Origin of the sequence: Sphingopyxis sp. (assembly GCF_035250425.1) — a bacterium.
Taxonomy (GTDB): Bacteria; Pseudomonadota; Alphaproteobacteria; order Sphingomonadales; family Sphingomonadaceae; genus Sphingopyxis.
The window spans coordinates 1-17,946 of the sequence record NZ_DATFFD010000214.1 but is presented as its reverse complement, the minus strand read 5'-3'; the positions used below and the strand labels follow the sequence as shown (position 1 = coordinate 17,946).

At 64.0% G+C, this 17,946-nt stretch carries 24 protein-coding genes; 16 read left to right on the top strand and 8 right to left on the bottom strand.

Annotated elements, in window-relative coordinates; genetic code table 11:
* The 8 genes from VJ811_RS12795 to VJ811_RS12760 form a co-directional block, all read left to right on the top strand.
* On the top strand, positions 1 to 394 hold a 394-nt coding region (locus VJ811_RS12795; RefSeq protein ID WP_324072900.1), incomplete at its 5' end, for a 3-oxoacid CoA-transferase subunit A.
* 17 nt (positions 395 to 411) lie between these two features.
* A complete protein-coding gene (locus VJ811_RS12790; RefSeq protein ID WP_324072898.1) occupies positions 412 to 1,014 on the top strand; it encodes a hypothetical protein in 603 nt (200 codons plus the stop codon).
* Positions 1,011 to 1,910: an HAD family acid phosphatase gene (locus VJ811_RS12785; protein ID WP_324072896.1), complete on the top strand. Its 900-nt coding sequence runs from the start codon at positions 1,011 to 1,013 to the stop codon at positions 1,908 to 1,910. The genes VJ811_RS12790 and VJ811_RS12785 overlap by 4 nt, the downstream gene beginning before the upstream one ends.
* Entirely contained in the window at positions 1,907 to 2,542 is a 636-nt protein-coding gene (locus VJ811_RS12780) for a CoA transferase subunit B (protein WP_324072894.1), read from the top strand. Before VJ811_RS12785 ends, VJ811_RS12780 begins: the two co-directional genes overlap by 4 nt.
* Positions 2,535 to 2,984 (top strand): hypothetical protein, encoded by a 450-nt coding sequence (locus tag VJ811_RS12775; RefSeq protein WP_324072892.1) that lies wholly within the window; start codon positions 2,535 to 2,537, stop codon positions 2,982 to 2,984. Before VJ811_RS12780 ends, VJ811_RS12775 begins: the two co-directional genes overlap by 8 nt.
* Positions 2,985 to 3,027: 43 nt before the next feature.
* Positions 3,028 to 4,335, top strand: a complete 1,308-nt coding sequence (locus VJ811_RS12770; RefSeq protein ID WP_324072891.1) for a serine hydrolase domain-containing protein — start codon at positions 3,028 to 3,030, stop codon at positions 4,333 to 4,335.
* Between the two features lie 66 nt (positions 4,336 to 4,401).
* Positions 4,402 to 5,379: an NAD(P)-dependent oxidoreductase gene (locus VJ811_RS12765; RefSeq protein ID WP_324072889.1), complete on the top strand. Its 978-nt coding sequence runs from the start codon at positions 4,402 to 4,404 to the stop codon at positions 5,377 to 5,379.
* Complete coding sequence (locus VJ811_RS12760) at positions 5,367 to 6,047, top strand: glutathione S-transferase family protein (protein ID WP_324072887.1); 681 nt, start codon at positions 5,367 to 5,369, stop codon at positions 6,045 to 6,047. Before VJ811_RS12765 ends, VJ811_RS12760 begins: the two co-directional genes overlap by 13 nt.
* On the opposite strand, the gene VJ811_RS12755 is transcribed toward VJ811_RS12760, so the two are convergent.
* Complete coding sequence (locus tag VJ811_RS12755; protein ID WP_324072885.1) at positions 6,044 to 6,562, bottom strand: sterol desaturase family protein; 519 nt, start codon at positions 6,560 to 6,562, stop codon at positions 6,044 to 6,046. The two genes, VJ811_RS12760 and VJ811_RS12755, sit on opposite strands and share 4 nt — an antisense overlap.
* A gap of 215 nt (positions 6,563 to 6,777) precedes the next feature.
* Here VJ811_RS12755 and leuC point away from each other — a divergent pair, with 215 nt between their 5' ends.
* The 8 genes from leuC (at position 6,778) to VJ811_RS12715 (ending at position 11,591) form a co-directional block, all read left to right on the top strand.
* Positions 6,778 to 8,208 carry a 3-isopropylmalate dehydratase large subunit gene (gene leuC / locus VJ811_RS12750; RefSeq protein ID WP_324072882.1) on the top strand — a complete coding sequence of 477 codons (1,431 nt, stop codon included), beginning with the start codon at positions 6,778 to 6,780 and terminating at the stop codon, positions 8,206 to 8,208.
* Positions 8,205 to 8,696 (top strand): hypothetical protein, encoded by a 492-nt coding sequence (locus tag VJ811_RS12745; RefSeq protein WP_324072880.1) that lies wholly within the window; start codon positions 8,205 to 8,207, stop codon positions 8,694 to 8,696. The genes leuC and VJ811_RS12745 overlap by 4 nt, the downstream gene beginning before the upstream one ends.
* A 40-nt stretch (positions 8,697 to 8,736) precedes the next feature.
* Positions 8,737 to 9,327, top strand: a complete 591-nt coding sequence (gene leuD, locus VJ811_RS12740) for a 3-isopropylmalate dehydratase small subunit (RefSeq protein WP_324072879.1) — start codon at positions 8,737 to 8,739, stop codon at positions 9,325 to 9,327.
* A 31-nt stretch (positions 9,328 to 9,358) separates the two neighbouring features.
* Positions 9,359 to 10,354: an NADPH:quinone oxidoreductase family protein gene (locus tag VJ811_RS12735; protein WP_324072878.1), complete on the top strand. Its 996-nt coding sequence runs from the start codon at positions 9,359 to 9,361 to the stop codon at positions 10,352 to 10,354.
* The gene (locus tag VJ811_RS12730) at positions 10,351 to 10,632 is read left to right on the top strand and encodes a DUF167 domain-containing protein (protein ID WP_324072902.1); all 282 of its coding nucleotides are present in this window, start codon (positions 10,351 to 10,353) and stop codon (positions 10,630 to 10,632) included. The genes VJ811_RS12735 and VJ811_RS12730 overlap by 4 nt, the downstream gene beginning before the upstream one ends.
* A 71-nt stretch (positions 10,633 to 10,703) precedes the next feature.
* Positions 10,704 to 10,997, top strand: a complete 294-nt coding sequence (locus VJ811_RS12725; protein WP_324072876.1) for a hypothetical protein — start codon at positions 10,704 to 10,706, stop codon at positions 10,995 to 10,997.
* A gap of 53 nt (positions 10,998 to 11,050) precedes the next feature.
* Positions 11,051 to 11,302 (top strand): type II toxin-antitoxin system ParD family antitoxin, encoded by a 252-nt coding sequence (locus VJ811_RS12720; protein WP_324072875.1) that lies wholly within the window; start codon positions 11,051 to 11,053, stop codon positions 11,300 to 11,302.
* A complete protein-coding gene (locus tag VJ811_RS12715) occupies positions 11,295 to 11,591 on the top strand; it encodes a type II toxin-antitoxin system RelE/ParE family toxin (protein ID WP_324072872.1) in 297 nt (98 codons plus the stop codon). The genes VJ811_RS12720 and VJ811_RS12715 overlap by 8 nt, the downstream gene beginning before the upstream one ends.
* 125 nt (positions 11,592 to 11,716) lie before the next feature.
* Here VJ811_RS12715 and VJ811_RS12710 read toward each other — a convergent pair whose 3' ends face one another.
* From VJ811_RS12710 to VJ811_RS12680, 7 genes are all read right to left on the bottom strand, one after another.
* The gene (locus VJ811_RS12710; RefSeq protein ID WP_324072870.1) at positions 11,717 to 12,019 is read right to left on the bottom strand and encodes a hypothetical protein; all 303 of its coding nucleotides are present in this window, start codon (positions 12,017 to 12,019) and stop codon (positions 11,717 to 11,719) included.
* Entirely contained in the window at positions 12,019 to 13,821 is a 1,803-nt protein-coding gene (gene sdhA, locus VJ811_RS12705; RefSeq protein ID WP_324072868.1) for a succinate dehydrogenase flavoprotein subunit, read from the bottom strand. The genes VJ811_RS12710 and sdhA overlap by 1 nt, the downstream gene beginning before the upstream one ends.
* 1 nt (position 13,822) lies before the next feature.
* Positions 13,823 to 14,230 carry a succinate dehydrogenase, hydrophobic membrane anchor protein gene (gene sdhD / locus VJ811_RS12700; protein WP_324072867.1) on the bottom strand — a complete coding sequence of 136 codons (408 nt, stop codon included), beginning with the start codon at positions 14,228 to 14,230 and terminating at the stop codon, positions 13,823 to 13,825.
* Positions 14,230 to 14,673, bottom strand: coding sequence for a succinate dehydrogenase, cytochrome b556 subunit (sdhC, locus tag VJ811_RS12695; RefSeq protein ID WP_324072865.1), 444 nt, complete (start codon positions 14,671 to 14,673; stop codon positions 14,230 to 14,232). The genes sdhD and sdhC overlap by 1 nt, the downstream gene beginning before the upstream one ends.
* Positions 14,674 to 14,833: 160 nt before the next feature.
* The gene (locus VJ811_RS12690; protein WP_324072863.1) at positions 14,834 to 16,789 is read right to left on the bottom strand and encodes a hypothetical protein; all 1,956 of its coding nucleotides are present in this window, start codon (positions 16,787 to 16,789) and stop codon (positions 14,834 to 14,836) included.
* Positions 16,790 to 16,889: 100 nt separating this feature from the next.
* On the bottom strand, positions 16,890 to 17,129 hold the full coding sequence (locus VJ811_RS12685; protein WP_324072860.1) for a hypothetical protein: 240 nt from the start codon (positions 17,127 to 17,129) through the stop codon (positions 16,890 to 16,892).
* Between the two features lie 18 nt (positions 17,130 to 17,147).
* The coding region (locus VJ811_RS12680) for an alanine dehydrogenase (protein ID WP_324072858.1) at positions 17,148 to 17,946 on the bottom strand (799 nt) is incomplete at its 5' end.

Here is a 17,946-nt window from a genome sequence, read left to right as displayed (position 1 = left end):
CGAACGCTGCCGCGCCGGTGGTGCGGGCATTCCGGGCTTCTACACCAAGACCGGCGTCGGCACGCTCGTCGCCGAGGGCAAGGAAGTGAAGAATTTCGACGGGCAGGATTATATCCTCGAACGCGGCATCTTCGCCGACCTGGCGATCATCAAGGGGTGGAAGGCCGACGAGAGCGGCAATCTGATCTTCCGCAAGACCGCGCGCAACTTCAACCAGCCGATGGCGACCGCGGCCAAGATCTGCGTCGCCGAGGTCGAGGAAATCGTCCCCGTCGGCAGCCTCGACCCCGACGGCATCCACCTGCCCGGCATCTATGTGAAGCGAATGATCGTCGGCGCGCCGTACGACAAGAAGATCGAGTTCCGCACCGTGCGTTCGCGCGAGGCGGCGTGATCGCGGCCTTCGCCTTGATGTCGGCCGCCCCGACGATTGCATTGCCCGATCCGGCAGCATGGACCGTCGAGCAACGTGTCGACTATCTCGCGGAGGGACAGGCGCGTTTCGCTCAGCCCGTCAGCCACGCATTGTACGAGGACCCAAAGGTTCGCGCCGAAATCCGGCGGATCGGTTTTCTGAATGGGTGCAAGCTGGTCAAGCAGGCGCGAAAGGACGTGCTCGACGCTCACTTCCCTCAGCTCAAGACTGGCTATGCGGCGGCGATCCGTAAAACGGTCGACGAAAATATGTTGAAGACCACCCGCTTCCTTTCCTTCAACGCCTCGCCGCTGATGAGCGCGAGTTTTCGCCTGCGCCGCGAGGCCGAGCGATCGATGGCATCCGAATTTGCCACGATCCGCGTCGAGCTGCCCAAGCGCTTTTTCGAACTTTCCGGCGCTCTCCCGACCAACAATGACCCCGCCGCGAACCGGATCAAGCCGAAGACCGATGTCGCGGGCGCTCTGGGCATTACGGGCGATTACGACCTCGACAACGCGGGCTATCTCGGGCTGGCCTGCGCCGAAGCAATGATCGACCCCAAAATTCGCCCGCAGATCAGTGGAGGTAGCCAATGACCATACGCGAGCGCAGCCACTGGGTCTGGACAATCGCAGCTTGCGGGCTCGCGGGCTGTGCGAGCGCGCCGGCAGAAGTGGCGACGGCCCCGTCTCCGCCGCCCGCCGCTGTGCCAGCCGAAGCTGCCAAGCCCCCGGTCGCGCTGCAATATCTCTATGGCTCGCCCGAAGCGGCGGTCGCCGTCCGCGCTACCAACGCGCGGATCGCCAACTATGGTGTATGGCGAATCAAGGAACGGCCGAAGGACAGTATCGTGCTCGCTGCGGGCGCGGTTATCGACGCACCGCACTTCGAGCCGTGCGGCGACAAGCCCTTCGCTGCGGTGTTCGATGCCGACGAGACTTTGATCTGGAACCTTGGCCCGATGCGCTACTTCGCCGAGAAAGGCACCGCGTTCGACCCGAAGGTCTGGGACCAGTGGGAAAAGACCGGCGCGGGCAAGGCCGTCGCGATACCCGGCAGCGTCGAGATGGTGAACAGGCTGCGCGCCGCAGGGATCACCGTGATCGCGAACACCAACCGCAGCGCCGCCAATGCCAAGGGCAGCGAGGATACGCTGCGCGCCGCCGGGCTGGGCGAGTTCAAGCATGGCGAGACGTTGTTCCTGATGGGCGACGATGCCGGCGGGTCGAGCAAGGATGGGCGCCGTGCGACGATCGCTTCGAAATATTGCGTGATCATCCTCGGCGGCGACCAGCTTGGCGATTTCAGTCAGCAGTTCAACGTCAAGGATTTGCCCGCCGCGCAGCGCATGGCGCTTGCGACGAGCGTTGGCGCCGCCGCACTTTGGGACAAGGGCTGGTTCCTTTTTCCCAATCCCGTCTATGGCCCGTGGGAAAAACTGGGCTGGGACGATGCCTTCCCCTCCGACAAAAAATGGGAGCCAAGCCAATGAGCTGGACGCGTGATGACATGGCGGCGCGCGCCGCGAAGGAACTGCAGGACGGCTATTACGTCAATCTCGGCATCGGCATCCCGACGCTGGTTGCGAACCATATCCCCGCGGGGATGACGGTGACGCTCCAGTCGGAAAATGGCATGCTCGGCATCGGCCCCTTTCCTTTCGAAGGCGATGAGGATCCCGACTTGATCAACGCGGGCAAGCAGACGATCAGCGAACTGCCGCAGACGGCCTATTTCTCCAGCAGCGACAGCTTCGCGATGATCCGCGGCGGGCATATCGACCTGACCGTATTGGGCGCGATGGAGATCGCCGAAAATGGCGACATCGCCAACTGGATGATTCCGGGCAAGATGATCAAGGGCATGGGCGGCGCGATGGATCTCGTCGCCGGGGTGAAGAAGATCATCGTCGTGATGGAACATAACGCCAAGGACGGCAGCCCGAAGTTCATCCCCGAATGCACGTTGCCGCTGACCGGCAAGAATGTCGTCGACATGATCATCACCGACCTCGCGGTGTTCAAGCGCGACGATCATGACAGCCCGTTCAAGCTGATCGAGCTTGCGCCGGGGGTGACGGCCGAGGACGTCGCCGCGAAAACGACGGCGCATTATATTGCATGATGTCGCGGCCAACCCCGGCTCCAGCTGGCTGATTATCGGCGGGTGGCTCTCGGTTCTGGCCGCGCTGCTTCATATCGCCTGCATTTTCGGCGGCCCCGACTGGTATCGTTTTTTCGGCGCGGGCGAAGGCATGGCGCGGGCGGCGGCGCGCGGCGATTTGCGTCCGACGCTGATCACGCTCGCGATCGGTGCGGTCCTGCTGATCTGGGCCGCCTATGCCTTTTCGGGAGCCAGCTCGCTCCCGCGCCTGCCGCTGCTGCGAACCGGGCTGATCGTCATCACCGCTATATATCTGCTCCGCGGGCTGATTTTTGTGCCCCTCCACCTGTGGCGGCCGCAGCATAGCGACAGTTTCGCGATCTGGTCTTCGCTGATCGTCCTTGTCTATGGCGCGGTTTACGCCGCGGGGACATTCAAGGCCTGGCGCTATCTTGCACCCTGAGGGGTGACGGCCGGGGAAGTCGCGGCTAAGACGACGGCCGATTATGAGGTCGCGGTCTAAAAACAAGTTCAGGAAGCGGGTTTTCACCTATCTCATCGCGATCATCGCGCTGGGACTTGTGGGCTGGTTTGGCATTCACGCGCTGGGCGGGAAGCATCCGCTTGTCAGCGTTGCGATCCCGATCAACGCGCCTGAAAACCTGCCCGACACGCCCGCCGAATGGCGCGGCCGGATCGACTACCCCGCGCTCGACCGGCAACTCGCCGACCTGTCGCGGCGGCCCGAGATGGCGGGGCTGGCGGTGGCAGTGGTCGAAGACGGCGAATTGCGCTTCGTCCGTACCTATGGCTTCACCGACAAGTCGACCGGGGCGCGGGTCACGCCGCATACGCTGTTCCGCTGGGCCTCGGTTTCCAAAACCGCCACGGGCGCTTTCGCGGCCGCGCTGGCCAATGACGGCGCCGTCGATCTGGGCCGTCCGGTCGCCGACCTTGGCACGTCGCTCCGCCTGCCCGGCGGCGCCGAGGCGCGGGTTACGCTGGACCAGCTGCTGGCGCAGCGCTCGGGCCTCACCAAAAACGCCTATGACGAGAAATTGGAGGAAGGGCAGGACCCGGCGGCGCTGCGCACGAGCCTTGCCGCCGCACCGCTGCAATGCGAACCCGGCACCTGCCACACCTATCAGAATATCGCCTTCGACGCCGCGAGCGAGATCTTGGCGCGGGCCGCGAACGCGCCGTTCGGCGATGCGGTCGAGGACCGGTTTTTCCGTCCGCTCGGCATGGTCAGCGCGGGATATGGGACGGCGCGGCTGACGGGGGCGAAGGATTGGGCAAAACCGCATCGCGGCGCAGAGGTCCGCCCGATCAAGGAAGCCTATTGGCGCGTTCCCGCCGCCGCGGGGGTCGAAAGCGACATCGTCGATTTCGCGACATGGATGCAGGCGATGATGGGCAGCCGCCCCGATGTGCTGCCCGCGCCGGTGTTGCAGCTTGCCCATCGCCCGCGCGTCGGTACCGGGCGGCTCTATGGCGGCGCCTTGCGGGCTGCGACGGGCGATACGGCCTATGGCCTCGGCTGGCGGAGCTTCACCTATGGCGGGAGCAGGCTCGAGGGCCATTCGGGCGCGGTCGAGGGGTATCGCGCGACGCTGATTTTCGAACCGGCGACGCGGACGGGCGTTGTGGCGCTGTGGAACAGCGACTGGGGATTTCCCTTCCGCATCCCGTTCACGGTGATCGACAGCTATCACAAGCGCGACGACGCGGGCTGGCTCGACCTCAGCGAGCTGCCGCCGCCGGCGGGCGGCGCTGCGGCGCCGGGCACGGTTTCCGCACAGCCGAAAGGGTAACCGCCTTTCCCCCCGTTCGCTGCCTGTGTATGAGGCGCGCGGACAAGATCGAGAGGAGATTCATCGATGCGCGTGCTGCTGACCGGCTCATCGGGTTGGCTGGGGCGCTATCTGGCTCCCTTGTTGACCCGGAACGGCCATGACGTTACCGGGCTCGACGTCGTGCCCGGTACGCACACGCAGGTGATCGGCACCGTCGCCGACCGCGCGCTGATCGACCGGACGATGGGCGAGCATGGGATCGAGGCGGTGATCCATGGCGGTGCGCTGCACAAGCCCGATATCGTGCGTTATCCGCGCCAGGCCTTTATCGACGTCAATGTCAGCGGCACACTCAACCTGGTCGAGGCGGCGGTCGCGGCGGGGAACGACCGGTTCCTTTTCACCTCGACGACGTCGCTGATGGTGCGCGCCGATGTGCGCGAGGGCGCCGGCGAAGCGGGCGCTTGGTGGATGGACGAGGATTTCGGCCCGATCGAGCCGCGCAACATCTATGGGATCACCAAGCTTGCGGCCGAGCAGGCGGTGAAGCTGGTCCACCGCGAGCATGGCATCGCCGTGGCGATCCTGCGCACCGGGCGGTTTTTCCCCGAGGATGACGACACGCACGAAGCCCCGGGCGGCGAGAACCTCAAGGCCAACGAGTTGCTCAATCGCCGCCTGACGGTCGAGGATGCGGCCGCGGCGCATCTCGCGGCGCTTGAGGCCGCTCCCTCGATCGGCTGCGACACCTTCATACTTTCGGCCCCGCCGCCCTTCGCGCGCGAAGAGGCCGGGGAGCTGGCCCGCGACGCGCGCGCGGTGATCGCGCGGCATCATCCCGACGCCGCCGAACTTTATGCCGCGCAAGGCTGGGTGCTTCCCGAAATCATCGACCGCGTCTACGACCCGTCGCGCGCCGAGCGCCGCTTCGGGTGGCGCGCACAGAGCGATTTTGGCGGCGTGCTCACGGCGCTGCGCGACGGCACGCCGCTGCCCTTCGCGCACGACCCCGATTACACCTCCCCCATCATCGCACAGGAGCGCGAAGCATGTATGTGCTGATCACCGCCAACCGCAATTATTCGAGCTGGTCGCTGCGCCCGTGGGTGCTGATGCGCGCGCTGGGCATCGCGTTCGAGGATCAGATCGAACCCTTCACGAACCCGATCAACTATGACGAGTTTCGCAGCTTTTCGCCGACCGGACAGGTGCCCGCGCTGCTCGACGAAGGGCGGACGGTTTACGATTCGCTCGGCATCACGCTCTACCTCGCCGACCGGCATGAGGGGGTGTGGCCGGCCGACCCCGACGCGCGCGCCTGGGCGCAATGCGCGGCGGCGGAAATGCACAGCGGCTTTTCGGCGCTGCGGAACGATTGCACGATGAATGTCGGGGTTCGCGTGACGCCGAAACCGCCGTCGGGCGCGCTCCGGCTCGACGTCGCGCGTATCCGTGAATTGTTCGCCGAGGGTCTGTCGCGGTTCGGCGGCCCGTTCCTCGCGGGCGATCGCTTTACCGCGGTCGATGCCTTCTTTGCGCCGGTCGCCTTTCGCATCCGCACCTATGGTCTTGATGCGGGCAGCGGACAGGCTTGGGTGGATCATATGCTCGCGCATCCCGCCATGCTGGATTGGGAACGCCAGGCGCTTGCCGAAAGCTGGCGCGAGGAGGGCCACGAGGCGGAATTGATGGCGGCGGGAGCGATTACGGCGGACTATCGGACGGCCTAATCGGCGAGCGCCTCACGCACCACCGCGATCCCCGTCTCGCGCTGCGTTTTGAGTTCGGCCTTCAGCTTCGCCGGATCGCGCGCGAAGACGAAGCCGAAGCTGACCCCGCCTTCTTTGCCGATCGTCGCATGGTGGAGCTTGTGCGCCTGTACCAGCCGCTTCGCATAGCCGCGACGCGGCACCCAGCGGAAAGTGCGCTGGTGGACGAGCCCGTCGTGTACCAGCGTGTAGATGATGCCGTAGAAGAGGACGCCGAGCCCGATCCACGTTCCGGGCTCCCACGCCCCCGCGCCCATGATCATCGGGCTGCCGATCACGAACATCGAAATGCTGAGCGCGGCGCCGACGAGGCCGAACAGGTCGTTCTTTTCGAGCATCTTGTCGTGCGGCTCATGATGGTCGCGGTGCCACGCCCAGCCGAAGCCGTGCATGATATATTTGTGGCTCGCCCAGGCGACACCCTCCATCGCCGCGACCGTGGCGAGAATGAGCGCGATGATGGCGAGCGTCGACATGGGGGCAGTATAGGCCGATTGCGAACCTGATGCACGATCCCTCCTTCGTCATGCCGGACTTGATCCGGCATCCCGCTTTTTCCTTGCGCATGAGGTAGTGGAACCCCGGATCAAGTCCGGGGTGACGAAAGTATGGGCAAGGGTTCCGCGACCGAAAATTGCGTTTTTGATCGCCACTCGCTTGCATTGTTGTCGCGCAGGCTTAAGTGAACCGCATGACCCGGCCCCGCACCCTTTATGAGAAAATCTGGGACGCGCATGTCGTCGAACAGCGCCCCGATGCCACTTGCCTGATCTTCATCGACCGGCATCTCGTCCATGAAGTCACCAGCCCGCAGGCCTTTGCCGGGCTTCGCGCGAGCGACCGCACGGTGCGCCGTCCCGACCTGACGCTCGCGGTGCCCGACCATAATGTGCCGACGACCGCGCGGCTTGATGCGGCGGGCAACAAGCTGCCGATCGCCGACGCCGAAAGTGCGGCGCAATTGGCGGCGCTTGAGAAGAATGCGCCCGAATATGGCATCCGCTATATCGACGCGGTCGCGCCCGAACAGGGCATCGTCCATGTCGTCGGGCCCGAGCAGGGCTTTTCGCTGCCCGGCACGACGATCGTCTGCGGCGACAGCCATACCGCGTGCCACGGCGGCATCGGCGCGCTCGCCTTTGGCATCGGGACGAGCGAGGTCGAGCATGTGCTCGCGACGCAGACCCTGCTGCTCCAGCCGTCGAAGACGATGGAAGTGCGCGTCGAGGGCGAGGTCGGCCCGGGCGTGTCGGCGAAGGACATCATCCTCCACATCACCGGCGTCATCGGCGCGGCGGGCGGCACCGGTCATGTCATCGAATATACGGGCAGCGCGATCCGCGCATTGTCGGTCGAAGGCCGCCTGACCGTCAGCAACATGGCGATCGAGGGCGGCGCGCGCGCCGGGCTGATCGCGCCCGACGAGACGACCTTTGCGTACATCAAGGGCCGCCCTTATGCGCCGAAGGGCGCCGACTGGGACGCCGCGGTTGCCTATTGGAAAAGCCTCGCGACCGATCCGGGCGCGACCTATGACAAGACGGTGATCATCGACGCCGCCGACATCGCGCCGAGCGTCACCTGGGGCACCAGCCCCGAGGATGTGGTGCCGATCACGGGCATCGTCCCCGATCCGGCGAGCTTTGCCGACCCGTCGAAGCAGGCCGCAGCCGCGAAGTCGCTCGCTTACATGGGCCTCGAACCCGGCACGCGGATGCAGGATGTGCCGGTCGAGAACATCTTCATCGGCAGCTGCACCAACAGCCGCATCGAGGATTTGCGCGCCGCCGCGGCGGTGATCAAGGGCCGCCACAAGGCCGACAATGTCAAATGGGCGATCGTCGTCCCCGGTTCGGGGCTGGTGAAGCGCCAAGCCGAGGCCGAGGGGCTCGATCGCATCTTCACCGACGCGGGGCTCGAATGGCGCGAGCCCGGCTGTTCGGCGTGCCTCGCGATGAACCCCGACAAGGTGCCCGCGGGCGAACGCTGCGCCTCGACGAGCAACCGCAATTTCGTTGGGCGGCAGGGTCCCGGCGCGCGCACCCATCTCGTCAGCCCGGCGATGGCGGCCGCGGCGGCGGTGACGGGCAAGCTCACCGATGTACGGGAGCTGATGGCATGATAGCTGAAGCCGGCGCGGCAATAAGCAGCATCAAGGCCGCAATGGACATCGCAAGAGGTGTCAGCTCGTTGAAGTCAGAGGCTGACATCAACCAAGCGATAATAGATATACAGCGAGCTTTGCTGGAGGCGCAGAATGCTGCCTTGGAGGACAAGCAACGGCTCTTTCAACTCCGATCCGAACTCGAAGAGTTGCAGCGAGAAAATCAACTCCGCGGCGCTTGGGAGTTAGAGAAAAAGAGGTATGTGCTTACCCGTTCGGAAAAAGGCGCGTTCACGTATGATTTGAAGCCGGACGAAGCGAGCAGCGAAATTTTTCATCGGCTTTGCGCGACCTGCTTTGGTCGCGGAGAAAAATCGATACTCCATACAATTCGTAGCGGACGGGGCGGCGAGACGGTTCATTGCGCTGTTTGCGACAAAGAGTTCAAACTGAAGGAATTTGCGCCGGTTCAAGTCGATATCCCTTCGACGAGGTATAACTACTAATGTTCATCGAAACTGCCGTGTTCTCCAGCGAGGCCCAAGCATGACCCCGCTCGACAAGGTCGAAGGCCGCGCGATTCCGTTGGGGCTCAAGAATGTCGACACCGACGTGATCATCCCCGCGCACTGGCTGAAGACGACGACGCGTGAGGGCATGGGACGCGGGGCGTTCGAAAGCCTGCGCGCCGATCCCGGCAATCTGTTCGACAGCGCCGAGTATAAAGGCGCGCCGATCCTGATCGCGGGCGACAATTTCGGTTGCGGGTCGAGCCGCGAGCATGCCGCCTGGGCGCTCGGCGACCTTGGCATCCGCGTCGTGATCGCGCCCAGCTATTCGGACATATTCTCGGGCAATGCGGTGAAGAACGGCATCTTGCCCGTCGTGCTTCCCCAAGCGGCGATCGACCGGTTGATGGAGGTCGCGACAACCGACCCGGTCTTCGTCGACCTCGAGCATCAGACGGTGACGACGCAGTTTCAGGACCGCTTCACCTTCGAGATCGATCCGTTTCGCAAGATGTGCCTGCTCGAAGGGCTCGACGAGATTTCGCTGACCGAAAAGAGCGACGCGGCGATCGGCGCCTATGAAAAGCAGCTCGACGCCGATCGGCCGTGGATGCGTCCTGCCGCATAGGATCAAACGAACACCATAAGAGGAGAAGATGATGAAGGCTCTCTTGTCGACCGCAACCGGCGGCCCCGAAACGCTCACCTTGGGCGAACTGCCGCGCCCCACCGCGGGCAAGGGCCAGATCGTGATCGATGTGAAGGCCTGCGCGGTCAACTTTCCCGACGTGCTGATCATCGAGGACAAATATCAGTTCCGCCCCGAACGCCCCTTCGCCCCCGGCGGCGAAGTCGCGGGACTGGTCGCCGAAGTCGGCGAGGGCGTGACCGAGTTCAAGGTCGGCGACCGCGTGATCGCGGGTTGCGGCAACGGCGGCATGTCCGAAGCCGTCGCGGTCGGTGTCCACAATGTCTATCACCTGCCCGAAGCGCATGATTTCGCCGCGGGCGCGTCGCTGCTGATGACCTATGGCACCAGCATCCATGCATTGGTCGATCGCGGGCATATCGAGGAAGGCGACACCTTGCTGGTGCTCGGCGCATCGGGCGGCGTCGGCATCGCGGCGGTCGAGCTGGGCAAGGCGTTCGGCGCGCGCGTCGTTGCCGGCGTGTCGAGCGAGGAAAAGGCCGAAATCGCGCGTCAGGCGGGCGCCGACGAGGTGGTCGTCTATGGCCGCCAGCCGTTCGACAAGGATGCGTCGAAGGCGCTCGCCGAAAAATTCAAGGCGGCGGTCGGCCCGAATGGCGCCAATGTCATCTATGACGCGGTCGGCGGCGATTATGCCGAGCCCGCGCTGCGTTCGATCGCATGGGAGGGGCGCTACCTCGTCGTCGGCTTCCCCGCCGGCATTCCGCGCCTGCCGCTCAACCTGACTTTGCTCAAGAGCTGCGACGTCGCGGGCGTGTTCTGGGGCGCGTTTGTGGCCCGCGAACCGCTACGCAACCGCGCCAATATCGCGCGGCTGTTCCAATTGTGGGAACAGGGCAAGATCAAGCCGCGGGTGACCGAGAGCTTTGCCCTCGCCGACGGCGGCAAGGCGATCGCCAAGCTCGGCGACCGGACGGCGGTCGGCAAGCTGGTCGTCACCGTCTGAAAGTTCGGCCCGACCCGGCGCTGACCGAAGCGCTGCGCGCACTCGCCGCATCGGGACGGATCGAAGTACGCGTAACGCCCGGCGCGCGGCGCGACGAGATCCGGGTCGAGGGCGAAACCGTGCATGTCCGCGTCACTTCGCCGCCCGCCGACGGCGCCGCGAACGACTCGGTGCTGCGCGTGCTCGCCGCGGCGCTCGGCCGCCCGCGGCGTGATCTGACGCTGCTTCGCGGGGCGACCGCGCGCATCAAATTGATCGGGATTGCGATGAGCCGATAGCGCCGGGTTAACCAATTGGCAGGAGCTAGGCGCTATGATCGCGAGCAGGACTAGCCGGGCAAGGTGGATCAATGGCAAAACGCCGATCGACGAGCGACGAGGGGGACGCGAGTATCGCGAATATTTCGCGCACCCGCCGCGCACAGCTGGTCGCCGAATTCGAAGGCGAGCTGGGCATCGACTATAAGGCCCGCGCCAAGGCCGAAGAGGCCGAGCGCCGCTGGATCGCCCGCAAGACCTTCATCGTCTGGACGATCGCGGTGATGTTCTTTGCCATCGCGTGCCAGAAATTGTGGATCATGGGCAACGACGTCGATGTGCCCTTTTCCGACATCAACCCCGTGCGCAGTATCTTCGGCGAATAACGACGACCCGGGTCATACTGGACCGCGATACCAAAATTTGGTAACATCGCCCCATGGCAGCAAAGAACACCTCGGTCGCTTTGGGCGAACCCTTTATCGAATTTGCCCGCCGCAAGGTCGAATCGGGCGAGTTCGCGACGACGAGCGAAGTCGTGCGTGAGGCGATGCGGCGTTATATTGCCTATGACGATCGCGTCGAGGCGCTGCGACGCGAAATTCAAAAGGGTATCGATAGCGGACCTGCGCGTCCGTTCGAATGGGACGCCTTCATGGAGCGGAAGTTCGGCCCAGCAGACGATGCGTAGCATCCTCATCCGCCCCGAAGCGGAAATCGATATCGAAGTCATCGCGGATTACACCATCGCGCAATGGGGCATCGAGCAAGCTCGCCACTATGTCGGCGATCTCCGCAAAGCTATCGAGCGTCTTGCAGTGGATGGATTACGCCGCGCGGAAGAGGCGGAGCTCTTTCCGGGGCTGAGACGAGCGCGGAGCGGGCACCATTTCATATTCTATCTGATCGACGAGGAGCGGGTCGATGTGATCCGCGTGCTGCATGAGCGGCGGGATGTCATCCGGCAATTGAAGGATTAGCGGGGGAATTAGCAGAACTTCCCCGAAACTCGATTTTGATGTGGCGCGCTGAAATCGAGAATGTGTGTGATGGGATCGAGCTTCCGCTAAGCGGAAAACCGTAAAGCTAAACCCACCCCTTCATGCTACCAATCTATATAGCTAGCTTTTGGAGTTGGCCAATTATCATTCAAATCGGTTTGCACTGAAGCGACGTATTTGTCGTCAGCGGCTGCCTTCGAGCCACAATAGCCATTACCGGCGACCCAAGTCTCGAAACGAAAGCAAAGATCAGAAATATTCTCTGCACCCACTTCGTCCGACAAATACGCTACGCCCGCTGACGTCACGCGCAACTGTCGGTGCTGAGAATCGTCTTTGCTCCCCAAAAGATGCCTAACTTCTTGAAAAGTGGCGCCGCCTGCTTTCGTCAAATCGACATAAGTCATCAGTAAACGCGCGCCTTCGGCTTGATATATTCGACGTCGTCGGACAGCGTATATTCGTGGACCGGGCGGTAATCGAGGCGGACACCGCCGCCCTTGCCGCCCCAGCCGTCGAACCAGCCGATCGTGTGCTTCATCCATTTGGCATCGTCGCGATTCGGGAAATCCTCATGCGCGTGGGCGCCGCGGCTTTCCTTGCGGTTGAACGCCGAATGCATCGTCACCGTCGCCTGCGCGATCAGGTTGTCGAGCTCGAGCGTTTCGATGAGGTCGGTGTTCCAGATCAGGCTGCGGTCGGTGACATGGACGTCGTTCATTCGCTGATAGGTCTTGGTCAGCTTTTCCTTACCCTCGGCCATCAGTTCGTCGGTGCGGAACACCGCGGCGTGGGCCGACATCGCGCGCTGCATCTCGGTGCGGATTTCCGCCGTCGGCGATCCGCCATTGGCGTTGCGGAAATGATCGAGGCGGCTGAGTGCGAGGTCGGCGCTGTCCTTGGGCAGCGCGGCCTGTGCGGCGCCGGGCTTCAGGATTTCCTTGAGACGATGGCCGGTCGCGCGGCCGAAGACGACGAGGTCGATCAGGCTGTTCGAGCCGAGGCGGTTCGCGCCATGGACCGACACGCACGCCGCTTCGCCGACCGCGAACAGGCCGGGGACGACCGTATCGGGGCCATCCTTGCCGAGCGTCACGACTTCGCCGTGATAGTTACAGGGAATGCCGCCCATATTGTAATGGACCGTCGGCACGACGGGCAGCGGCTGGCGCGTCAAATCGACGCCCGCGAAAATCTTGCCGCTCTCGGTGATCCCCGGCAGGCGCTCGGCGAGCACCGCGGGATCGATATGATCGAGGTGCAGGTAGATATGATCCTTGTGCGGGCCGACGCCGCGGCCTTCGCGGATTTCGAGCGCCATCGACCGCGACACGACGTCGCGCGACGCCAGATCCTTCGCCGACGGAGCATAGCGCTCCATGAAACGCTCGCCTTCGCTATTGGTGAGGTATCCGCCCTCGCCGCGCGCACCCTCGGTGATGAGGACGCCGGCGCCGTAGATGCCGGTCGGGTGGAACTGGACGAATTCCATGTCCTGCAAAGGCAGGCCCGCGCGCAGCACCATGCCGCCGCCGTCGCCGGTGCAGGTGTGGGCTGACGTGGCGGTGAAATAGCAGCGACCGTAGCCGCCGGTCGCGAGCACGACGGCCTGCGAACGGAAGCGGTGGATGCTGCCGTCGTCCATGCACAGCGCGATGACGCCGCGGCACACACCGTTTTCCATGATCAGGTCGAGCGCGAAATATTCGACGAAGAAGTCGGCGTCATATTTGAGCGACTGCTGATAGAGCGCGTGCAGCATCGCGTGGCCGGTGCGGTCGGCCGCGGCGGCGGTGCGCTGGACCGGCGGACCCTCGCCCATATTCTGCATATGACCGCCAAAGGGGCGCTGGTAGATGGTGCCGTCGGCGTTGCGGCTGAAGGGCACGCCGGCGTGTTCGAGCTCGTAGACCGCGTTCGGCGCCTCACGCACCATATATTCGATCGCGTCCTGATCGCCGAGCCAGTCGGAGCCCTTGACGGTGTCGTACATATGCCACTGCCAATGGTCGGGCGAATTGTTGCCGAGGCTGGCGGCGATGCCGCCCTGCGCCGCGACGGTGTGGCTGCGCGTCGGGAACACCTTGGTGATGCAGGCGGTCTTCAGACCCGCTTCGGCGCTGCCCATCGTGGCGCGGAGGCCCGAGCCGCCGGCGCCGACGACGACGGTGTCATAGATATGGTCGATGATCTTGTAGGCGTCGGTCATCTTACATGCCCCCAGGAGCGAGCCCGGCGGCGGGCGCAAGCACGATACGGACAATGGCGAAAATGCCGTAAGCGGCGCCGCCGATCGTGTAGAAGTTGAGAAGGACGAGCGACAGCAGGCGCGTCGCCTCGCCATGGACATAGTCCTCGATCAGCACCGTCAGGCCAAGCCGCAGGTGCCAGAAGACGCTGACCAGCATCAGGATCAGCGCGAGCGCGACGGCGGGGTTCGATGCCCAGCGGAGCACCGCGGCATGATCGCCAAGCGGCAGACGAATCAGCGAAACGAACAGAAAGCCGACGAGGAGGATGTTGGCGAGCGCGGTCAGCCGCTGTTGCAGCCAATGCTGCGAGCCATGCCCCGACGAGCCGAGCCCGCGGACCTTGCCCAGATGCGTGCCATTGCCCATCAGAGTGCCCCCGCCATGATATAGAGCCAGGTCGCGGCGGTCGCGACCACGCCCGCGGTCATCACGGCGATCGACCACAGCTTGTTGGTCTTCAGTTCGTAACCGGCGCCCGTATCGAGCACGAAGTGGCGCAGGCCCGAGAAGAGATGCTGGAAAAAGGCCCAGGTCAGGCCGACAAGTACGACCTTGCCGACGATATTGGTGATCTGGTGGACGATGCCGACCTCGGGGCTGGGATCGTGCCAGACGCAGGCGAGGAATGCGGCATAGGCGTCGGGACCGGCCGCGAGCGCGCCAAGCCACCAAAGGAACATGCATGCGCCAACAATCGCGAGACCGTCACCGCTCGCGCGATGAAGGATCGAGACCGCCATCGCGGGGGTCCATTTATATACCTGCAGATGCGGGGAGCGCGGACGCGCACTCGGTTCGTTGCCAGCCATATCAGCCCTGTCTTGACTCTAAACGGTCGATGCGGTGCCGGTTAAGCCCTCCCGCCGCGATATGCAATTGCTTAGGGGACGCAGCTTGCAAGAATTTGGTGCCCGCTGCTGTTCGGGTCCGGCGGGCGTCGGTGGCCCCGCATCGATCGCCCGTTCGGCGCTACTGCCCCCTTCCGACCACCGCGCCGACCGCGGTCAGGGTCGTACCCGCACCAGGTGTCGTCAGCGAAATTACGGCGCCGATCTCCTGCGCGTTCGGGCCATAGAAACGGCCGTCGATCCGCCCCGTCGCACCGGGCGTCCCGACGATGTCGCCAAAGAAGGCGGTCGACATGCCGTTGAAGCCGGGCACGACGCCGTTGGCGAAGTTGAAGGTGCCGAGTGACGAGGCGACATTCGTTCGCAAATTGGTCGCGGTGGGATTCAGCGTCCCGGTAAAATTGCCGGCGCCAAAATCGAAATCGAAGCCGGCGGTCCCCGTCAGCGCGAAGCGATCGGCATTATTCCCCGCACCCACGGCGCTGCCATGGAGGACAGCTTGATACAGGCCATGCCCCGAGCGCGGCAGAAAATGATGGCTGCTTTGCAGGCCAAAGATAAATGCCTCGTCGATCCGTTCACCGGTGCCAAGGTCAACATGCCTTTGACCGAAGCTCGCGTAGCTCAGCACAAGCTGGTCGTTCCCACTTCCGACGTTGTAGATGCGATAGGTATCCAACGGCGAGGGCCGGTAAGTCGTGAACCGGGCGTCGGATTCGCCCGGAACCTTGTTATTGGGCCCGAGATTGAGAATATTGTTGGAATAGGTGAGCGGCGATGGGTTGATCAGAAGTTCGCTCTGCCCGGCCTGGCCGGCGAGGGCAACCCCACGGAAGCTCGCACCGCCGCCATTATCGGTATAGCGTATGCGGCTGCCCAGTTGCTGCAGGCTGACCGGTGTCAGCAGCGAAGCCAGCGTTTCATATCCAAGCGCGACATTTCCCCGGCGGCCGATGATGGCTCCGACAAAACTCTGGTTGGCCGCGTTCGAACCGGCAAAGGCCGCGCCGATCTCTTCGGCTCCGGGGCCATAGAAACGGCCGTCGAGGGCCGCAACATAGGGCAGGACCGTTCCGAGTTCGATGCTTCCCGAAAAGACATTGTGCCCCGAACCCGATACTCCGGTCATCGTGAAGCGGTCGAAATTGGGTACATAATAACCATCGGCCGCTGCCGGATATCGGACCGTCACGATGCCGGATCCCGTGAAAGTGCGATTCGCAAAATCCACCGTCAGCAACCCGGTGCCGTCATAGCCGGAGACGCGCTCGGTCCCTACCTGTAGACCGGTAATGCCAACGGCAAAGGAGCCGGTGCCCGATGTCGGAACAGCCGCGTCCGCCGTCCTTATGCCATAGGTGAATGCGTTGAAGCGATTGAGGTCGCCGCCCGCGGCAGTATCGCGCCGCCGCTGGATTCCAGCCCCGACATAGCGATAGTTAAAGGCGCCGCTGTCGCCGGCCTTCGTCAGGAGCAGCGTGTCGGTAACGGTGCCGCTCGTCCGCGAATAACGGGTGACATTCGCATTGCTGGTAGTCGCGTCCCGATCCTGCGGCCGAAAGCTTTGCGACGCATAAGCAGCTTCGATCGTATAGCTTTGCGACGCCGCGTCATAGCGGATGCTCAATGCCGTGCGACCTCGCGGATCCGCGCTCGTCCCGTTGCCGGGATAGGTCGCGGCACCGGTTGCCCCGTCTGCAACGAAAGTTTCGCTGACTGTCAGATCGACGAGCGACGAGTTGCCAGGTGTAGGTGTAGGTGTCGGCGTTGGAGTGGGCGTGGGCGTGGGCGTGGGCGTCGGAGGCGGGGGCGTACTGCTCACGCCACCGCCACCCCCGCCGCCGCAGCCAGCGAGCATGAGGCTCAGCGCCGCCAGCGATACCATCGCCGTCAGCCGGCCGGAACGAACTAAATGCATGAACAACCCCCGTCGAACGCCCATTATTACCTGCCGGAAGAAATATCCGTCCAGATACCATGGCTTTGATCTAAAACATTTCTCTATACATAATTCAAGGAGCGTATCGATGGTGGCTGCTCTTTCGTCCACCTTCCTTTTTCTGTCTGCGCCCTGCATTCCCCAACAAAAAGGGCGGCATGCAGCCGCCCTTCCATATGCCGGATCAAATCCGGATGATCCTTTTCTTGTCAGCGCAGCTTCGGCGCGCGCGAACGCCTCACTTGATCTTGCCGCGGTTCGCGTAGAGCAAGGCCGCGATCACCGCGGCCGAGCCGATGCCGAGGCCCGCGGCCGCCGCGGTCTTCCAACCGCGTTTGCCCTTGGCCGCTTCCTCATCGGCGGCCTGCGCCGCTTCGGCGGCTTCGCGCTGCTGCTGGCGCTCGCGCGCGGCGCGCAGCACTTCATTTTCTTGCCTATCGTCGTCGTGCGGCGGGGGAGGTGGCACTTGGTCGGTCATCGTCTCACTGTCCTTTTGTCAGGCGAGCGCCTGTTCGACAGGCACATAATCGGTTCCGATCGCTTCGGCTACGGCTTCGAACGTCACCTTACCATTCCAAACGTTCAAACCCTGCGCAAGATGCACGTCGCGTTTCAAAGCTTCTTTCCAGCCAAGATCGGCAATGCGGAGCGCGTGCGGGAGAGTGACGTTGTTGAGCGCATAGGTGCTGGTGCGCGCGACCGCGCCGGGCATGTTCGCAACCGCATAATGGACGATGCCGTCGACGACATAGGTCGGGTCAGCATGGGTGGTCGCGTGGCTTGTCTCGAAACAGCCACCCTGATCGATCGCGACGTCGACGAGCACCGAGCCGGGGCGCATCGTGCCGAGCATCTCGCGCGTGACAAGCTTGGGCGCCTCGGCACCGGGGATCAGCACCGCGCCGATGACGAGGTCGGCCTCGGCGACGCATTCGGCAAGGTTTGCGCGGTTCGAGAAGCGCGTCTTCGCGCGCGCCTCGAAAAAGGTGCCGACGCGTTCGAGCACTTCGGGATCACGGTCGAGGATGGTCACGTCGGCGCCGAGCCCCGCCGCCATCTGCGCCGCGTTGAAGCCGACGACGCCGCCGCCGATGATGCAAATCTTGCCCGGCGCGACGCCCGGAACGCCGCCCAAAAGCACGCCGCGGCCGCCGTGCGCCTTTTCGAGCGCGGTCGCGCCGGCCTGGATCGACATGCGGCCCGCGACCTGGCTCATCGGTTTGAGCAGCGGCAGGCCGCCGTGCGGGCTGGTGACGGTTTCATAGGCGATGCACACCGCGCCCGATTTCATCAGG